The sequence below is a fragment of the Sphingobium chungbukense genome (assembly GCF_001005725.1).
In the GTDB taxonomy this organism is placed as follows: domain Bacteria; phylum Pseudomonadota; class Alphaproteobacteria; order Sphingomonadales; family Sphingomonadaceae; genus Sphingobium; species Sphingobium chungbukense.
Genome location: NZ_LBIC01000019.1, coordinates 63,644 through 80,584 on the forward strand (window position 1 = coordinate 63,644; position 16,941 = coordinate 80,584).

Here is a 16,941-nt window from a genome sequence, read left to right on the forward strand (position 1 = left end):
CAGGAGCACCTACCTCTTGGCAAGCGCTTCCTGTCACGCAGTTAGCACCTCATCGCAGCGATTGCAGAGCGTGCCGTCTTCTTCCACCTCTGGCAGCAGACGCCAGCAGCGGCCGCATTTGTGCTTTTCGGACGGTGCAACGCTGATACGCCTGATGCCTTCAAAATTATCGTCGGTGAAGCCGGAAATGGAGGCCGAGGCAGTGATACAGATTTCAGCGAAATCGACTGCGCTGGATGCAAATCGCTCAACCGCTTCCGGATCTTTCAAGTCTACTGCCACTTCGGCTTCGAGACTGGATCTTATCGTCTTGTCGCGACGATAAGGTTCGATGGCATCAGTCACATAGCCACGCAAGAGGCGAAGCTCTTCCCACTTTTCCGCAAGCGTTTCATCGAACCAAGCGGCGTCGACCTCCGGCCATTCCAGGAAATGCACGCTTTCTTCAGGGTTTGGATAACGGCTTTGCCACACTTCCTCAGCGGTGAAGGGGATGATCGGCGCGGCGTAGCGGACCAGCGCGTGGAACAGCGTGTCCAACACTGTGCGATAGGCCCGGCGCTTGGGGTCCGACTTCGCGTCGCAATAGAGGCAGTCCTTGCGAATGTCGAAGAAGAAGGCCGACAGGTCGCTATTGGCGAAGTCCATCAGTGCGCGGGTGTAGCGGCTGAATTCGAGCCAGTTTTCGCTGCCTGCCGCCTTGTCGACCACGGACTTGAGGTCGGTGTCCAGTTTCGCCAGCAGATGGAGCATGTAGCGCTCCAGTTCCGGCATTTCGGCTACTGGCAGTTTTTCCTCTTCGGAGAAATCGGAAAGAGCGCCGAGCAAGTAACGGAAAGTGTTACGGAGTTTGCGATAGGCGTCGGAGGAACCGGCCAGCACTTCCTTGCCGATGCGGACGTCGTCGAAATAGTCGGTGCTGGCGACCCAGACGCGCAATATGTCGGAGCCGCTTTCGGCGATGACCTTGAGCGGGTCGACCACATTGCCGAGGCTCTTCGACATTTTCCGGCCCTGCCCGTCCAGCGCGAAGCCGTGGGTGAGGACGGCGTCATAGGGCGCGCGGCCGCGGGTGCCGCTGCTTTCCAGCAGCGAGGACTGGAACCAGCCGCGATGCTGGTCGGAGCCTTCGAGATAGAGGTCGGCGCGGACGCCTTCGCCATAGCGGCCCTCGACCACGAAGCTGTGGGTGGAGCCGCTGTCGAACCAGACGTCGAGAATGTCGTTCACGACCTCATAGTCGTTGAGGTCGTAATGGGGGCCGAGAAGGGCTTGGTGGTCGGCGCCGAACCATGCGTCGGCGCCAGCGCCCTTGAACGCTTCGATGATGCGGGCGTTGACTGATTTATCAACCAGATATTCGCCGGTCTTGCGATGGACATAGAGGGCGATGGGGACGCCCCAGGCGCGCTGGCGGCTGATCACCCAGTCGGGGCGGCCCTCCACCATCGAGCGGATGCGGTTGATCGAGCGTTCGGGGACCCATCTTGTGTGTTCGATGGAGTTGAGGGCGAGGTCGCGCAGGGTGGCGCCGTTGTCGCCCTCACCCTTCCCACTCGCTGGCGCGAGCGGGCCCCTTCCCTCTCCCGCAGGAGAGGGATTCTGGTCCATGGGGATGAACCATTGGGGGGTGCAGCGGAAGATGATCTTTGCTTTCGAGCGCCAGCTATGCGGGTAGCTGTGCTTGAAGTCGTCGGAGGCCGCCAGCAGCCCGCCCGCCTGCGCCAAGTCGGTGCAGATCGGGCCGTCCTTGCCGACGAATTTGGGGTTGATGACCGATCCCTGACCACCGAGCCAGAGCCAGTCCTCGCGATATTTGCCGTCATTCTCGACCGCGAAGACCGGGTTGATGCCGTTCGCCTTGCAGAGCGCGAAGTCGTCCTCGCCATGGTCGGGCGCCATGTGGACGAGACCGGTGCCCGCGTCGGTGGTGACGAAATCGCCTGCGAGCAGCGGGCGGGGCTTGGCGAAGAAGCCGCCGAGATGGTGCATTGGGTGGCGGGCGATGGCTCCGGCTAGGTCGGAGCCTTTGCCGCTCCAAAGTGGTTTCGCGAACTGGTCATCATCAGACGAAAACGCCGAACGCCCCCGAAACTCATCGAACAGTTTGGCCGCTACAAGGACAACCCCTTCCCAATGGGTTTCCAATTGGTCGCCCGAAGTAACTGTGCCGACCCCTTCTTTGCGAATGAACTGCCGACCACGGATCGCTACATACTCAACCTCCGGCCCATAGGCCAAAGCCTGATTGACCGGGATCGTCCAGGGCGTGGTCGTCCAGATCACCGCATGGGCGCCGACCAGTTCCGGCGCGTTGGGTGCTTCGACAATCTCGAACGCCACGTCGATCTGGGTCGAGACGATGTCCTCATATTCGACCTCCGCCTCGGCCAGCGCGGTCTTTTCGACAGGCGACCACATGACGGGCTTGGCGCCGCGATAGAGCTGGCCGCTTTCCGCGAATTTCAACAGTTCGCCGACGATGGTGGCTTCGGCGTCGAACTTCATGGTGAGATAGGGGTCGTCCCAATCGCCCATGATGCCAAGGCGCTTGAACTGGTCCTTCTGCACGCCGACCCATTTGTCCGCATAGGCGCGGCATTCGGCGCGGAATTCCTGCGCGGGAACCTCGTCCTTATTCTGCTTCTTCTTGCGATATTCTTCTTCGATCTTCCATTCGATGGGCAAGCCGTGGCAGTCCCAGCCGGGCACATAGGGCGCGTCCTTGCCGAGCAAAGACTGGCTGCGGACGATGATGTCCTTGAGCACCTTGTTCATCGCATGGCCCATATGGATGTCGCCATTGGCATAGGGCGGGCCGTCGTGGAGGATGAAGCGTGTCCGGCCCTTCCGCCGCTCGCGCAGCTTGCCGTAGAGGTCCATTTCCTCCCATTGGCCAAGGATCGCCGGCTCCTTCTGCGCGAGGCCCGCCTTCATCGGGAAGTCGGTGACGGGCAGGAAAACGGTGCTCTTGTAATCTTTGGTTTCTTGGCTGGGCTGGTCGGTCATCGGGGTCCGCGCGTTTTGATCTGATCGCGCGGCATTAGGCGAGGTGGGGCATTCCCGCAAGGATTTGCCGCGCATCCTCGCAGTCCTTCGCAATCGCCGCCATCAGCGCATCGAGGCCGTCGAATTTTGCTTCGGGGCGGAGGAAGTGGATGAGTTGGACCTCTATCACCTGATCGTAGAGGCTTTCGGCGAAATCGAAGAAATGCGGCTCCAGCAATTCCTTGGGCGGATCGAAGCTGGGGCGGATGCCCAGATTGGCGGCGCCGTCGAGGATGCGGCCGTCGGGAAGCAAGCCGCGCACGGCGTAGATGCCATAGGCCGGGCGCAGATAATGGCCCATGTCGACATTGGCGGTCGGGAAGCCGATGGTGCGGCCGAGCTTGTCGCCATGCTGGACCATGCCTTCGATGGTGTACGGGCGGGTCAGCAGGCGGGTGGCGGTGGCGCAGTCGCCGGACTTGAGCGCCTGCCGGATGCGGGTGGAGGAGATGACCTCTCCGCCCTCCCCCGTGACCGGGGCCACGGCCTCGGCAATGAGACCCATGGAGGCGCCCAGTTCCGCGAGGCTTTGGATGGAACCCGCGCGGTCCTTGCCGAACGTGAAATCCTGACCCGTGACGACTCCGGCGACGCCCCAATCCTGGGCCAGCATGCGAACGAAGGAGAGCGGGTCGAGCGCGGCCAGTTCACGGGTGAAGTCGAACAGCAGCATCGCGTCGGCGCCCGCCCTGGCGAACAGGCGTTCGCGCTGGTCGAGCGTGGTCAGGCGAAACCAGGGCGTGTCCGGGCGGAACAGGCGCATCGGATGCGGGTCGAAGGTGGCGATGATCGCGGGGCGCCCCTCGGCCCGGGCGCGTTCTATCGCGCGGCGGGCGACGGCCTGATGCCCGGCGTGAAATCCGTCGAAATTCCCCAGCGCCATGATGCTGCCGCGCAGATGGGCAGGCATCGCGTCACTGCTGTGCAGCCGCTCCATGAGGCGCGCTATAGGGGCGCGTCCGGCCGCTGGCAATGCGCGGCGGTACGACGGAAAGTGACGAAGCTGTAGGCGAGGCGGCCATTTTCCGCCGGATGATCCTCGCGGGCGATTTCCTGCCAGTCCGCGGGATCGGGATAGGGAATGTGGGTGTCGCCTTCCGCGTCGATGTGGACTTCGGTGAGTTCTATGCGATGAGCGAGCGGCTGGAAGAGACGGTAGATTTCAGCGCCGCCGATGACCGCGATCGTGGCGGCACCGGCCTGAGCCATGGCGTCCTGCGGGCTGCCGGCGGTTTCGGCACCCTCCCCTGTCCAACTCGCGTCGCGGGTCAGGACGATGTGGCGGCGGCCGGGCAGCAGGCCGGGCAGGCTGTCGAAGGTCTTGCGGCCCATGATCATCGGATGCCCCAGGGTCAGCGCCTTGAAATGCTTGAGGTCGGCGGGCAGACGCCAGGGCAGGTCGCCATCCCTGCCGATCACGCCATTATCGGCGCGGGCGAGGATGAGCATGATTTCGGGGGGTTCGTTCACAGCGTCAGGCGCGTGACGTGGCCCATCTTGCGTCCGGGGCGGGCTTCATGCTTGCCGTAGAGGTGCAGGTGGTTCGCCGGATCGGACAAGATCCGCTGCCAGTCATTGGCCTGTTCGCCGATGAGGTTGTGCATTTCCACCTTCGCGGCGGCGAGGCGGGTGTCGCCCAGCGGCAGGCCGCAAATGGCGCGGACATGGTTTTCGAACTGGCTGGTGAGCGCGCCTTCGATGGTCCAGTGGCCGCTATTGTGGACGCGCGGGGCCATTTCGTTGAAGACCGGACCGTCGGCGCTGGCGAAGAATTCAAGCGTCAGGACACCGACATAGTCGAGGGCGTCGGCCACCTTCGACGCGAGGGCGCGGGCTTCGGGAAGCTGGCCTTCGATGAGGGGGCCTGCGGGGACGGTCGAGGTGTCGAGAATGCCGTCCGTGTGGACGTTCGCCGCGCTGTCCCAGAAGCGGATTTCGCCATGGGCGCCGCGCACGAGGATGACGGAGAACTCCTGCGCGAAGGTGACGAAACCTTCGAGGATGGCGCTCTGGCGGCCGATGGCGTTCCACGCGCCGACCGCGTCGCCGGGGTCGGACAGGCGCGCCTGCCCCTTGCCGTCATAGCCCATGCGGTTGGTCTTGAGGATCGCCTTGCTGCCGATCTGATCGAGCGCTTCCTCAAGATCGTCGAGGCTTTCGACCGGGGCGAAGGGGGCGGTCAGGCCGCCAAGGTCGCAGACGAAGCGCTTTTCCGCGAGGCGGTCCTGCGCAATGCGCAGCGCCTGCGCGCCGGGGCGGACGAGGCCGTGGGTGGCGAGGACTTCGACCGCCGAGGGGTCGATATTCTCGAACTCATAGGTGACCACATCGACGCTGTCCGCGAAGGCCGCGAGGGCGTCGGCGTCTTCATAGGCGCCCTGCGTCCAGCGCGGGGAGACGTCGGCGGCGGGACCGCTCGTTTCCGGGGCGTAGATATGCGTGCGATAGCCAAGCTGCGCGGCGGCGATCGCGATCATGCGGCCCAATTGGCCGCCGCCGAGTATACCGATGGTGGAGCCGGGCGGGATGATGGTCATCTTATTCGGGGGTTTCCGCGACGTCGTTGGTTTGGCTAGCGCGCCAGGCGTCGAGGCGCCCGGCAAGGGCCGTGTCGGTGGTGGCGAGGATCGAGGCGGCGAACAGCGCGGCGTTGATCGCGCCGGGCTTGCCGATGGCGAGCGTGCCGACGGGGATGCCGCCGGGCATCTGGACGATGGAGAGCAGGCTGTCCATGCCCTTGAGCGATTTGGATTCGACGGGGACGCCAAGGACCGGCAGGCGGGTCATGGAGGCGGTCATGCCGGGGAGGTGCGCGGCGCCGCCTGCGCCCGCGATGATGACTTTCAGGCCGCGGGCTACGGCGCCGGTGGCATAGTCGTAGAGGCGCTGCGGGGTGCGGTGGGCGGAGACGACCTTGCACTCATGGGCGACGCCAAGGGCCTCCAGCGTCTCGGAGGCATGGCGCATCGTTTCCCAGTCGGATCGGCTGCCCATGATGATGCCGACTTGCACGGCTTCGACTGCCCCGTTCATTTCGCTTCGCACTTTCCCTGATCATGCGGAAAGCAAAGCCCCTTAGCGGGAGGACCGCCAAGGGGCAATGCGGGATTTGCCCGCAGGGCGTACCCTGTCAGCGTTCGGACAGATAGTAGCGGTCCTTGGCGGTCAGATCGTCGTTCAATTCATAGACGATCGGCTGGCCGGTCGGGATTTCCAGTTCGGTGATCTCGTCGTCGGGGATGTTGGACAGATGCTTCACCAGCGCGCGGAGCGAATTGCCATGGGCGGAGATGACGACGCGCTTGCCGGCCTTGAGATCGGGAGCGATGCGCTCTTCCCAATAGGGCAGCACACGAGCGATCGTGTCCTTCAAGGATTCCGTCGAGGGGATCGGGATGCCGGCATAGCGGCGGTCCTTCGATAGGTCGAACTCGCTGCCCGCCTCCAGCGGCGGCGGGGGCGTGTCGAAGCTGCGGCGCCAGATCTTCACCTGATCGTCGCCATGCTTGGCCGCCGTCTCCGCCTTGTTGAGACCGGTGAGACCGCCATAATGGCGCTCATTGAGGCGCCAGTCCTTTTCGACCGGGAGCCACAGGCGGCCCATTTCCTCCAACACGAGGTTCAGCGTCTTGATCGCGCGGGTCTGGACCGAAGTGTAGCACTGGTCGAAATCCAGCCCTTTCTCCGCCATCAGCTTGCCCGCCGCACGGGCTTCCTCCGCGCCCTTTTCGGTCACGTCGACATCCCACCAGCCGGTGAAGCGGTTTTCGAGGTTCCAGGCCGACTGGCCGTGGCGGATAAGGACGAGCGTGGGCATGAGGCGTGTCTCCTGCACGAAAAGCCATGAGTTGCGGCCTCCCATAGCGCCGGATTCATCCGGCGCAAGCTTGCGCGGTCCCCGCCCGCCCCCACATTGCAGTCGGTCCGTCGATGGGATAGCCCATTCAGGCATTGTAGGAAGGAACCGGCGACTTGGCATTTGTGAAGGGGATGTGGCGCATATTGGTCGCCATCAAGGACGGGCTGGTGCTGTTGTTCCTGCTGATGTTCTTCGGGCTGCTTTATGCGGCTCTGTCCTGGTCGCCCAAACCGTCCCAAAGCGTGAGCAGTGGCGCGTTGCTGCTGAAACTGGACGGCAGCATCGTCGAACAGCCCGCGGAGGTCGATCCGATGGCGCTGCTCACCGGTTCCCGCGACAAGAGCAAGGAATATGGGCTGGCCGAGATCGTCGCCGCGCTGGACGCCGCGAAGGACGATCGGCATGTCAAGGCCGTGGTGTTGAACCTGGACGGCTTTGCCGGCGGCGGCCAGGTCGCGCTGGCGCGCGTGGGCAAGGCGCTGGACGCGGTGCGCGCGGCGAAGAAGCCGGTCCTGGCCTATGCCACCATCTATAGCGACGACGGCTATCAGCTTGCCGCGCATGCGAGCGAAAGCTGGGTCGACCCGCTGGGCGGCGTGGCGATCATCGGGCGCGGCGGATCGGGGCTTTATTACAAGGGACTGATCGACAAGCTGGGGGTCAACACCCATGTCTATCGCGTCGGCACCTACAAGAGCTTCGTCGAGCCTTTCACCCGCACCGGCCAGTCGCCCGAGGCCAAGCAGGCCAATCAGGCGCTGGCCGATGCGCTGTGGGAGGATTGGCAGCAGGAGGTGGCCAAGGCACGGCCCAAGGCGAAGCTGGCGGCCTATGTGAGTAATCCGGCGGGTCTGGCGGAAGCGGCTGGCGGCAATCTGGCGAAGGCGGCGCTGGGTGCGGGCCTGATCGACAAGCTGGGCGACGAAGCGGCGTTCGGGAAGCGTGTAGCCGAAATCGCGGGCGATGCGCCCGACGACAAGGCAGGCGACTTCGCGGCCATCGACCTTAAAAACTACATGAAGGCGCACAAGCCCGCCAATGGCGGTGACATCGGCGTGCTGACGGTGGCGGGCGACATCGTCGATGGCGAGGCGGGTCCGGGAACGGCCGCGGGTGACACCATCTCCGCCCTGCTGCGCAAGGCGCTGGCGGAGAAGGACCTGAAGGCGCTGGTGGTGCGCGTCGATTCGCCGGGCGGATCGGTGATGGCGTCGGAGAAGATCCGGGGCGCCATTATGGAGGCCAAATCCGAAGGGCTGCCGGTGGTGGTCTCCATGGGCAATGTCGCTGCCAGCGGCGGCTATTGGGTGTCGACGCCGGGCGACGTGATCTTTGCCGAGCCGGACACGATCACCGGATCGATCGGCGTGTTCGGGATCATCCCGAGCTTCGAGGGCACGCTGGCGAAGATCGGCGTGACCACCGATGGGGTGAAGACGACGCCGCTGTCGGGGCAGCCCGATGTGGTGGGCGGCACGACGCCCGAATTCGACCGGATCATGCAGATGGGGGTCGAGGATATTTACGGCCGTTTCGTCGGGCTGGTCGCGCAATCGCGCCACAAGACGCCGCAACAGATCGACGCGATCGCGCAGGGCCGCGTGTGGGACGGCGGCACGGCGCGGCAGATCGGGCTGGTGGATCGCTTCGGTGGGCTGGAGGACGCGATCGCCGAGGCGGCGAAGCTGGCGAAGATCGATCCGGCCAAGGCCAAGCCCTATCGCATCGCCAAGGAACCGGACAAGTTCGCGCAGTTCGTCCAGTCCATCGTGGATCGCGAAGATGAGGACGATGCCGGGACGACCGATGGGGCGGTGGGACGCGACCTGCTGGGACGGCAGGCTGTGATCCAGCGGAACTGGGCCTTGCAGGCGATTGCCGACGTGCGCGCGCTGGTGAGCGGCGCGGGCGTGCGGGCGGATTGCCTGGAGTGCCGGGGCTATGGCGCGCCGCGCGTGACGAAGGCTGCCGATCAGCGCGGGATATGGGCGATGCTGCTGGGCTTGCTGAAGGGATGAGATAAAGGGAATGGCGGCCGTCCGACCGGGACGGCCGCCATGGCGTCATCCTCTATTTCTTCAGCCGGTAGCCCGTTCGGAACATCCAGCCGATGATTGCCAGGCACAGGGCCAGCATCCCGGCAATGAACAGCAGGCTGAATTCAATGCCCACATCGCCGCGTCCGAAGAAGGTCCAGCGGAAGCCGGAGATCAGATAGACGATCGGGTTGAACAAAGTGATCGTCCGCCACGGCTCCGCCAGCATGTGGATCGAATAGAAGGCGCCGCCCAGGAAGGTCATCGGCATGATGATCAGCAGCGGGATCACCTGCAACTGCTCGAAACTCTGCGCCCAGATCCCCAGGATGAAGCCGAACAGGCAGAAACTGACCGCGATCAGGACCATGAAGACCGCCATCGCCAGAGGATGGGCGACCGGCAGGTCCACGAACAGATGCGCGGTCAGGAAGATGATCGTGCCGACGATCAGCGATTTGGTGGCCGCCGCCCCGACATAGGCGATGATCGTTTCCATGGCCGATACCGGGGCCGACAGCAGTTCATAGATGGTGCCGGTGAATTTGGGCATGTAGATGCCGAAGCTGGCGTTGAAGATGCTTTCCGTGAACATCGACATCATGATGAGGCCGGGCACGATGAAGGCGGCATAGGGAATGCCGTCGATCTGCGTCATGCGCGAGCCGATCGCCCCGCCGAACACCACGAAATAGAGCGAGGTGGTGATGACCGGAACCAGCAGCCCGGTCAGCCAGGTCCGGCGGAAGCGGTGCAGTTCGAACTTGTAGATCGACCAGATCGCGCGCGCGTTGAAGCCGTTCATGCCGCCTTCTCCCGATGGACCAGGCTGACGAAGATGTCCTCCAGGCTGCTCTGCTGCGTATTGAGGTCCTTATATCCGATGCCGAGATCGCCCAGCCTGCGCAGCAGCGAAGACACGCCGGTACGTTCGGCCTGGGTATCGAACACATATTCCATCTCATGGCCGTCCGCCTTCAGCGTGACCTGCCATTCATCCAGGTCCGGCGGAACGGCGGACATCGCCTCCGCCAGCACGATGGTCAGCGTCTTCTTGCCGAGTTTCTTCATGAGCGCGGTCTTTTCCTCGACCAGCACCAGTTCGCCCCTGTTGATGACGCCGACCCGGTCGGCCATCTCCTCCGCCTCCTCGATATAATGAGTGGTGAGGATGATGGTGACGCCGGTCTGGCGCAATTCACCGATCAGTTTCCACATGTCGCGGCGCAGTTCGACGTCGACGCCCGCGGTCGGCTCGTCCAGGAACAGCACGCGCGGTTCGTGGGACAGCGCTTTTGCAATCATCACGCGGCGCTTCATGCCGCCGGACAGTTCCAATATCTTGTTGTTGCGCTTGTCCCAGAGCGACAGGTCGCGCAGAATCTTCTCGATATAAGCGTCGTTGCGCGGCTTGCCGAACAGGCCGCGGGAGAAGGTGACGGTGTCGATCACCTGCTCGAACGCGTCGGTATGAAGCTCCTGCGGCACCAGCCCGATGGCGGAGCGCGATCCGCGATAGTCGCGGATGATGTCATGCCCGGCGACGGTGACGCTGCCGCCGGTCGGGCGGACATTGCCGCAGATGATGGAGATCATGGTGGTCTTGCCGGCGCCGTTCGGCCCCAGCAACGCGAAAATCTCGCCCTCCTCTATTGCCAGGTCGACGCCTTTCAGCGCCTGAAAACCCGAAGCATAGCTTTTCGTCAGGCCGGAAACGGTGATGATGGACGCCATGCGCGGCAGTGCCCCCTTTGTGCTGAGCGGCAAAGATAGGGCGCCGCCAGCCTGAGGCAACGGGTGGCCTATTCGCCCTTGCGGAAAAAGCGGAAAACCGTGGCGGGTGGAAAGTTGCGAACGGTCTGCCCGGCCCGAACCACATCCAGGCCCAGCGCGTCCAGAATCTCGCGGTTGACCGGCGGGCGCAGGGAATAGGTGAACTGGATGAAGGCCCCGCCCGGCCGCAGCATGCGGAAGCTTTCGGACAGGATATCCGCGTGCATCTGGCGGTCCATGGCCAGCAACGGCAGGCCGCTGATCACCGCCTGATATTCCCCCGCCTCCCCGGCCGCTGCCGTGGAAACGACCTGCGCCGGGGTTTCGAGCACCGACACATGGGGGAAATGACGTCGCAGCCCGCGCGCGAAGGCGGGATTGATCTCGACCACCTCCAGATTTTCCGGAGGCAGGCCGGTGCCCAGTATCGCGCGGGTGAAGACGCCGGTGCCGCCGCCCAGTTCGATCACGCGGCCCCCGTCGGGATCGACATGCTCGACCATCAGCCGCGCGAGATAGCGGCTGCTGGGCACGACCGAGGCGGTCTGGCGCGGCTTTTTCACCCAGGCGGCCAGGAAATCGAGATATTCGGTCGCGCGCGCGCGCAAATCGCTGTTCGACAGGGCGATCGCCCGGCTGCGCTTGGACTTATGCTGCATGAGCGAATTGCGACCATTTCACTGTCATGACGACTCCCTTAGCGGGCCGGACAGGCGCCGTCGATTGGCTTTAGGAGGGTTTTCAGGTCGTTCGACCGACAGAAGCCCCGCTCTTCAAGGTTTCGATACGTTCCTGCAACCACAGCGCGACCGCCGCGATTCGAGGCAGTTTCTTGAGGTCGCCATGGGTGACGAGCCAGAAACTGCGCATGATCTCCACCCGATCGGCCATCACCGGCACCAGCCTCGCATCGCGCCCGGCGATGAAGTCCGGGAGCACGCCGATCCCCGCCCCTTCGGCGATCATCCGATGCTGCATGTTGATGCTGGTGGCGCGCAGACTGGCCTCCAGACCCGCCTCCACCTCGTCCAGATAATCGAGTTCGGGCGAGAAGATGAATTCGGGCACATAGCCGACCAGCACATGATCGCGCAGGTCGCTGGCGTTTCGAGGCCTCCCCGCCTGCGCCAGATAGGCGGGGGACGCATAGAGGTGCAGCCGATAGTCGCCCATGCGCCGGACCGACAACCGCCCCCGCTGCGGCCGCGCCAGCATGACCGCCATGTCCGCTTCGCGCTTCGAGGGGTTGAGGAAGCCCGAGGCGGTGATGAGGTCCAGCCGGATGCCGGGATGGCGGCGGCTGAAATCGGCAAGACCGGGCGCCAGCACCCAGGTGCCGAAGCCCTCCGCCACCGACAGCCTTACCTGGCCGCTCAGATGGCGTTCCCGGCCAGTCGCCTCCTCCATCGCGGCGAGCGCGGCGCTCTCTATGTTTTCGGCGTGGCTGAGCAGGGCCTGGCCATGGGCGGTCAGGGTGCGCTCCCCCGCTCCCACCTCGAACAGTTCAGGCCCCAGCGCCTTTTCCAGCCGGGCGAGTCGCCGGGCGATCGTTGTCGCGTCGATCCCCAGGGCACGCGCCGCCGGGGCGATCTTGCGCGCCCGCGCCACCGCCAGAAAGACCCTGAGATCGTCCCAATCGAACATCCGCCCCCACCCGACTGCAAAATCGCTGCGATGCTATGCAGAACTGCGTTGTTGCGTGCAATTCCGCATTATATCTAGAGGAGAGTTTAAAGCGCACGTCAGGAGAGCTTGTGAGCCAGTTCGATCTCACCGAGGACCAGTTGGCCATTCAGGAGATGGCGCGCCGGTTCACCGCCGATGCGATCACCCCCCATGCGGCGGAATGGGACGAAAAGCACATCTTCCCCCGCGACACCATCCGCGCCGCCGCCGAGTTGGGCTTCGGCGGCATCTATGTGTCGGAGGAAGCGGGCGGCATCGGCCTCGGGCGGCTGGAGGCGGCGCTGATCATGGAGGCGATGGCCTATGGCTGTCCGTCGACCAGCGCGTTCATCTCGATCCACAATATGGCCGCCTGGATGATCGACCGTTTCGGCAGCCAGGCGGTGAAGGACAAATATCTGCCCTCCATGGTGCCGATGGAGCGGATCGGCAGCTATTGCCTGACCGAAGCGGGATCAGGGTCCGACGCGGCGGCGCTCAAGACGCGGGCGGTGCGGGAAGGCGATCATTATGTCGTCACCGGCTCCAAGCAGTTCATCTCCGGCGGCGGCGAGAATGAAATCTATGTCGTCATGGTCCGCACCGGCGACGACGGGCCGAAGGGCATAAGCTGCCTCGTCATCGAAAAGGACATGGCGGGCGTCAGCTTCGGCGCGCAGGAACGCAAGCTCGGCTGGCATTCGCAGCCGACGGCACAGGTCAATTTCGACGGCGTGCGCGTGCCGGCCGAAAATCTGGTCGGCGGCGAAGGCGAAGGCTTCCGCATCGCGATGATGGGGCTGGACGGCGGGCGGCTGAACATCGGCGCCTGCTCGCTGGGGGGCGCGCAGCGCTGCATCGACGAGGCGGTCGCCTATACCAAGGACCGCAAGCAGTTTGGACAGAGTATCGCCGATTTCCAGAACACGCAGTTCGTGCTGGCGGACATGGAGACGGAATTGCAGGCGGCGCGCACCCTGCTCTATGCGGCGGCGGTCAAGGTGACGGAGAATGCGCCGGACAAGACGCGCTTCGCCGCCATGGCCAAGCGGCTGGCGACGGATACCGGATCGTCGGTGGTCGACCGGGCGCTGCAACTGCATGGCGGTTACGGTTATCTGATGGACTATCCGATCGAGCGTTTCTGGCGCGATTTGCGCGTGCATTCGATCCTGGAAGGCACCAATCAGGTGATGCGCATGATCATCGCCCGCGACATGCTGCGGCCCTAAGCCCGAGAGAGACGAGCGCGGAAGATTGTATGACTGATCAGGTTCTGATTTCCATCGACAATGGCGTGGGGCGCATCAGGTTGAACCGGCCCAAGGCGATCCATGCGCTGACCACCGAAATGTGCAGCGCCATCATCGACGCGCTGCTGGCGTGGCGGACGGATGAGAGCGTCGTTGCGGTCATGCTGGATCATTCAGAGGGGCGTGGATTTTGCGCGGGCGGCGACATTGCCATGATCGCCAACAGCGCCAGGGGCGACTGTTCGGAGGCGGAGCAATTCTTCTTCACCGAATATCGGATGAACCATCTGCTGTTCGTTTATGAAAAGCCGATTATTGCCTTCATCGACGGCATCGTCATGGGCGGAGGCGTGGGGATTTCCGATCCGGCGCGCTATCGCGTGGCGACGGAGCGGACCACCTACGCCATGCCGGAAACGGGCATCGGCCTGTTTCCCGATGTGGGCGGCGGCTGGTTCCTGCCGCGCTTGCCGGGACGGACCGGAGCCTGGCTGGCGACGACGGGCGCGCGGATCAAGGGCGCGGATTGCGCGGCGATCGGCATCGCGACCCACTATATGGCGTCGGACAAGCTGGAAGCGGTGAAGGCGCGGATCATCGCCGATCCGGACGGGCTGGCCGAGATATTGGACGAGATGGCCGACGCCCCGCCGCCCTCTGCCGTCGAAGCGCATCGGGACGAGATCGACCGGCTGTTCGCTTCGGATCGATTCGAGGACATATTGGCGGCGCTGGAGGCGGAGGGGTCCGGCTGGGCGCGGGAGCAGCTCGCCACCCTCGCCACCAAGTCGCCGCAGACGATCAAGGTCGCGCTGCGCCAGATGGTGGAGGGCGCGGCCTTCACCGATTTCGCCGACAATATGCGCAACGAATATCGCATCGGCCATCATGTCATCCGCCGCCCCGATTTCGTCGAGGGCGTGCGCGCCGTGATCTTCGACAAGGACAATGCGCCGCGATGGAATCCGGCGCGGCCCGAGGATGTGACGGACGAATTGGTGGACAGCCTGTTCGCCCCCCTGCCCCCGGGAAAGGAATGGACGCCGCTGCCCGAATTGCGCGGCTGAAAGATGCTTTGTTTTCCGCGATTTTACGAGTCGCCCGATGATCCATCGGACTTGAAATCGCTCTAGAGGAGTGCCTGAAATGAGCCAGACCATCGCCTTTATCGGCCTGGGCAATATGGGCGGTGGCATGGCCGCCAATCTGCTGAAGAACGGATTTGCCGTGCGTGCCTTCGACCTGTCGGAGGAGGCGCTGGCCAAGGCGGTCGAGGCCGGGGCCGTACGTTGCGCGAGCGCCGCGGAAGCCGCGACTGGCGCCGACGCGGTCGTCACCATGCTCCCGGCGGGCAAGCATGTGGAGGGCGTCTATACGAGCGAAGTCTTCGGCGCGGCCAAGGCGGATGCGTTGTTCCTCGATTGTTCGACCATCGATGTCGCGACCGCGCGCCGGGTCGAGGAGGCGGCCGCCGCCAAGGGTTTCGAGATGGTCGACGCGCCCGTGTCGGGCGGCATCGCGGCGGCCAATGGCGGGACGCTGACCTTCATGGTCGGGGGCTCGGACCAGGCCTTCGGCCGGGCCAGGCCGATATTGTCCGCCATGGGCAAGGTGGTGATCCATGCCGGGGGCGCGGGCAATGGGCAGGCCGCCAAGATCTGCAACAATATGCTGCTGGGCGCGACGATGGTCGCGACCTGCGAGACTTTCGCCATGGCGAAGAAGCTCGGGCTCGACCCGCAGACCTTCTACGATATTTCCAGCGTGTCATCGGGACAGAGCTGGTCGATGACCAGCTACTGCCCGGTGCCGGGCATCGGGCCGCAAAGTCCTTCGGATAACGGCTATCAGGGCGGATTCGCCGTGGGGCTGATGCTGAAGGACCTGAAACTGGCGACCGAAGCGGCCGCTTCGGTCGGCGCAAGCGTGCCGATGGGCAATGCGGCGGAATCGCTTTACCAACTGCTCGCCAACCAGGGCGAAGCGGCGCGCGACTTTTCGCTGATGATCGAGATGCTGGAAGGCAAGTGATCCCTTTTCCTTCGGGAAGGGCAGGATTCGTGCGTGGGAAACGGACTTTCCCGGCTTCGTCGCCCCGGATCAGGTCCGGGGTGGTGACGATGTGGTTCCGCAATCGGCCCAATCCTTCGATCTCAAGGCTGGCCGATGCGGATCGCTCCACCTATATTTCCGTCATGTTCGATTTTGCGCCCGCGGCGGATGCCGACAAGACCACCCTCTATGACGATCTGCTCTCGGCGGCCGATGCGCTGACGGCGGGCGAAGCCGACACCGTCGCCAATATGGCCAATATCTCGGCCCTGATCTGGCAATTTCTTCCCGATCTCAACTGGGCCGGCTTCTACCGGATGGTCGGCGGCGAACTGGTGCTTGGCCCGTTTCAGGGCAAGACCGCCTGCATCCGCATCCCGCTGGGCAAGGGCGTCTGCGGTGCCGCGGCGGCGAGCGGCGACACCCAGCTTGTCGAGGATGTCCACGCCTTCCCCGGCCATATCGCTTGCGATGCCGCCAGCGCTTCGGAAATCGTCGTGCCGGTGATCCGGGACGGCAAGGTCGTGGCCGTACTCGATCTCGACAGCCCCCTGCCCGCCCGGTTCGACGAAGCCGACCGGGCCGGGCTGGAGACGCTGATCGACCGGATCGGATCGCGCCTCACCTGAACCAGGCTGAACCGACCGACCTGCTCCGTTTCGGGACGGAGCAGATGGCGCCGGCCCATGGATCGCCGGGCTTTCCCATGCTAAACAAGCCGTTAACAAATCGGCCGAAAACGGGGAATCCAGCATGCGTATCCGGAACATCATCCTGGCGGGCGCAGGCCTCGCATGGGGGATGACGATACCTGCCCTGGCAAGCAGCGGCGTGAACCGGGACGCACAGGCAGGCGATCCGCCGCCGCCCGCCATGGGCTATGATGACGATGTGACGATGGGCAGCGCCCCGCCCCCTCCGTCGCCTCCTCCACCGCCAATATCGCGACAGGAGGGCTCCGTCGAACGCCGGGGCGGGCCCGGCGTCGATTATGATGCGCCGCCCTATGCCGCCGCACCGCGCCCGGCCACCCCCTTGGGGGCAAGTCGGCTTCCCTCTCCTGGCCAGCCCTCCGCTCCGGGCCAGCCTGTCGTCACCACGACGCAGGCACCGGGCAGGTTCGCGAACGGCTATTATTATCCCGGCGTCACGACCACGACTGTGGTGATCCAGCCCGCGATGCAGACCACGCGGACCTATGTGACGGAAACCGTGACTTCGCGGCCAGGCCGTCGCCAGATGCGGTCGAAATAAG

16 protein-coding genes are annotated in these 16,941 nt (G+C 64.4%); 6 read left to right on the forward strand and 10 right to left on the reverse strand.

Translation table 11 applies throughout. The features are described 5' to 3' along the window. Positions 1 to 33: 33 nt before the first annotated feature. From ileS to gpmA, 6 genes are all read right to left on the reverse strand, one after another. Complete coding sequence (gene ileS / locus YP76_RS24470; RefSeq protein WP_046766007.1) at positions 34 to 3,009, reverse strand: isoleucine--tRNA ligase; 2,976 nt, start codon at positions 3,007 to 3,009, stop codon at positions 34 to 36. A 34-nt stretch (positions 3,010 to 3,043) separates the two neighbouring features. Then, positions 3,044 to 3,985: a bifunctional riboflavin kinase/FAD synthetase gene (locus tag YP76_RS24475; RefSeq protein ID WP_046766008.1), complete on the reverse strand. Its 942-nt coding sequence runs from the start codon at positions 3,983 to 3,985 to the stop codon at positions 3,044 to 3,046. A gap of 8 nt (positions 3,986 to 3,993) precedes the next feature. Beyond that, on the reverse strand, positions 3,994 to 4,518 hold the full coding sequence (locus tag YP76_RS24480) for a dihydrofolate reductase (RefSeq protein WP_046766009.1): 525 nt from the start codon (positions 4,516 to 4,518) through the stop codon (positions 3,994 to 3,996). Next, on the reverse strand, positions 4,515 to 5,585 hold the full coding sequence (locus YP76_RS24485; RefSeq protein ID WP_046766010.1) for a 5-(carboxyamino)imidazole ribonucleotide synthase: 1,071 nt from the start codon (positions 5,583 to 5,585) through the stop codon (positions 4,515 to 4,517). The genes YP76_RS24480 and YP76_RS24485 overlap by 4 nt, the downstream gene beginning before the upstream one ends. Before the next feature lies 1 nt (position 5,586). Next, positions 5,587 to 6,081 carry a 5-(carboxyamino)imidazole ribonucleotide mutase gene (purE, locus tag YP76_RS24490; protein ID WP_046766011.1) on the reverse strand — a complete coding sequence of 165 codons (495 nt, stop codon included), beginning with the start codon at positions 6,079 to 6,081 and terminating at the stop codon, positions 5,587 to 5,589. A 97-nt stretch (positions 6,082 to 6,178) separates the two neighbouring features. Further along, a complete protein-coding gene (gpmA, locus tag YP76_RS24495) occupies positions 6,179 to 6,865 on the reverse strand; it encodes a 2,3-diphosphoglycerate-dependent phosphoglycerate mutase (protein ID WP_046766060.1) in 687 nt (228 codons plus the stop codon). A gap of 155 nt (positions 6,866 to 7,020) precedes the next feature. Here gpmA and sppA point away from each other — a divergent pair, with 155 nt between their 5' ends. After that, on the forward strand, positions 7,021 to 8,925 hold the full coding sequence (gene sppA / locus YP76_RS24500) for a signal peptide peptidase SppA (RefSeq protein ID WP_046766012.1): 1,905 nt from the start codon (positions 7,021 to 7,023) through the stop codon (positions 8,923 to 8,925). 52 nt (positions 8,926 to 8,977) lie between these two features. Here sppA and YP76_RS24505 read toward each other — a convergent pair whose 3' ends face one another. From YP76_RS24505 to YP76_RS24520, 4 genes are all read right to left on the reverse strand, one after another. Further along, on the reverse strand, positions 8,978 to 9,748 hold the full coding sequence (locus tag YP76_RS24505) for an ABC transporter permease (protein ID WP_046766013.1): 771 nt from the start codon (positions 9,746 to 9,748) through the stop codon (positions 8,978 to 8,980). Further along, positions 9,745 to 10,677 carry an ABC transporter ATP-binding protein gene (locus YP76_RS24510; protein ID WP_046766014.1) on the reverse strand — a complete coding sequence of 311 codons (933 nt, stop codon included), beginning with the start codon at positions 10,675 to 10,677 and terminating at the stop codon, positions 9,745 to 9,747. Before YP76_RS24510 ends, YP76_RS24505 begins: the two co-directional genes overlap by 4 nt. Before the next feature lie 68 nt (positions 10,678 to 10,745). Continuing rightward, positions 10,746 to 11,375 (reverse strand): class I SAM-dependent methyltransferase, encoded by a 630-nt coding sequence (locus YP76_RS24515; RefSeq protein WP_046766015.1) that lies wholly within the window; start codon positions 11,373 to 11,375, stop codon positions 10,746 to 10,748. 82 nt (positions 11,376 to 11,457) lie between these two features. Beyond that, positions 11,458 to 12,360, reverse strand: coding sequence for a LysR family transcriptional regulator (locus YP76_RS24520; protein WP_046766016.1), 903 nt, complete (start codon positions 12,358 to 12,360; stop codon positions 11,458 to 11,460). Between the two features lie 110 nt (positions 12,361 to 12,470). Here YP76_RS24520 and YP76_RS24525 point away from each other — a divergent pair, with 110 nt between their 5' ends. The 5 genes from YP76_RS24525 (at position 12,471) to YP76_RS24545 (ending at position 16,940) form a co-directional block, all read left to right on the forward strand. After that, positions 12,471 to 13,613, forward strand: coding sequence for an acyl-CoA dehydrogenase family protein (locus YP76_RS24525; RefSeq protein ID WP_084733343.1), 1,143 nt, complete (start codon positions 12,471 to 12,473; stop codon positions 13,611 to 13,613). Between the two features lie 29 nt (positions 13,614 to 13,642). After that, the gene (locus YP76_RS24530; RefSeq protein ID WP_046766017.1) at positions 13,643 to 14,701 is read left to right on the forward strand and encodes an enoyl-CoA hydratase/isomerase family protein; all 1,059 of its coding nucleotides are present in this window, start codon (positions 13,643 to 13,645) and stop codon (positions 14,699 to 14,701) included. A 79-nt stretch (positions 14,702 to 14,780) separates the two neighbouring features. Next, the gene (mmsB, locus tag YP76_RS24535) at positions 14,781 to 15,665 is read left to right on the forward strand and encodes a 3-hydroxyisobutyrate dehydrogenase (protein ID WP_046766018.1); all 885 of its coding nucleotides are present in this window, start codon (positions 14,781 to 14,783) and stop codon (positions 15,663 to 15,665) included. A 164-nt stretch (positions 15,666 to 15,829) separates the two neighbouring features. After that, positions 15,830 to 16,315 carry a GAF domain-containing protein gene (locus YP76_RS24540; protein WP_046766062.1) on the forward strand — a complete coding sequence of 162 codons (486 nt, stop codon included), beginning with the start codon at positions 15,830 to 15,832 and terminating at the stop codon, positions 16,313 to 16,315. A 124-nt stretch (positions 16,316 to 16,439) separates the two neighbouring features. Beyond that, positions 16,440 to 16,940, forward strand: a complete 501-nt coding sequence (locus YP76_RS24545) for a hypothetical protein (RefSeq protein ID WP_052757571.1) — start codon at positions 16,440 to 16,442, stop codon at positions 16,938 to 16,940. Position 16,941 lies beyond the last annotated feature (1 nt).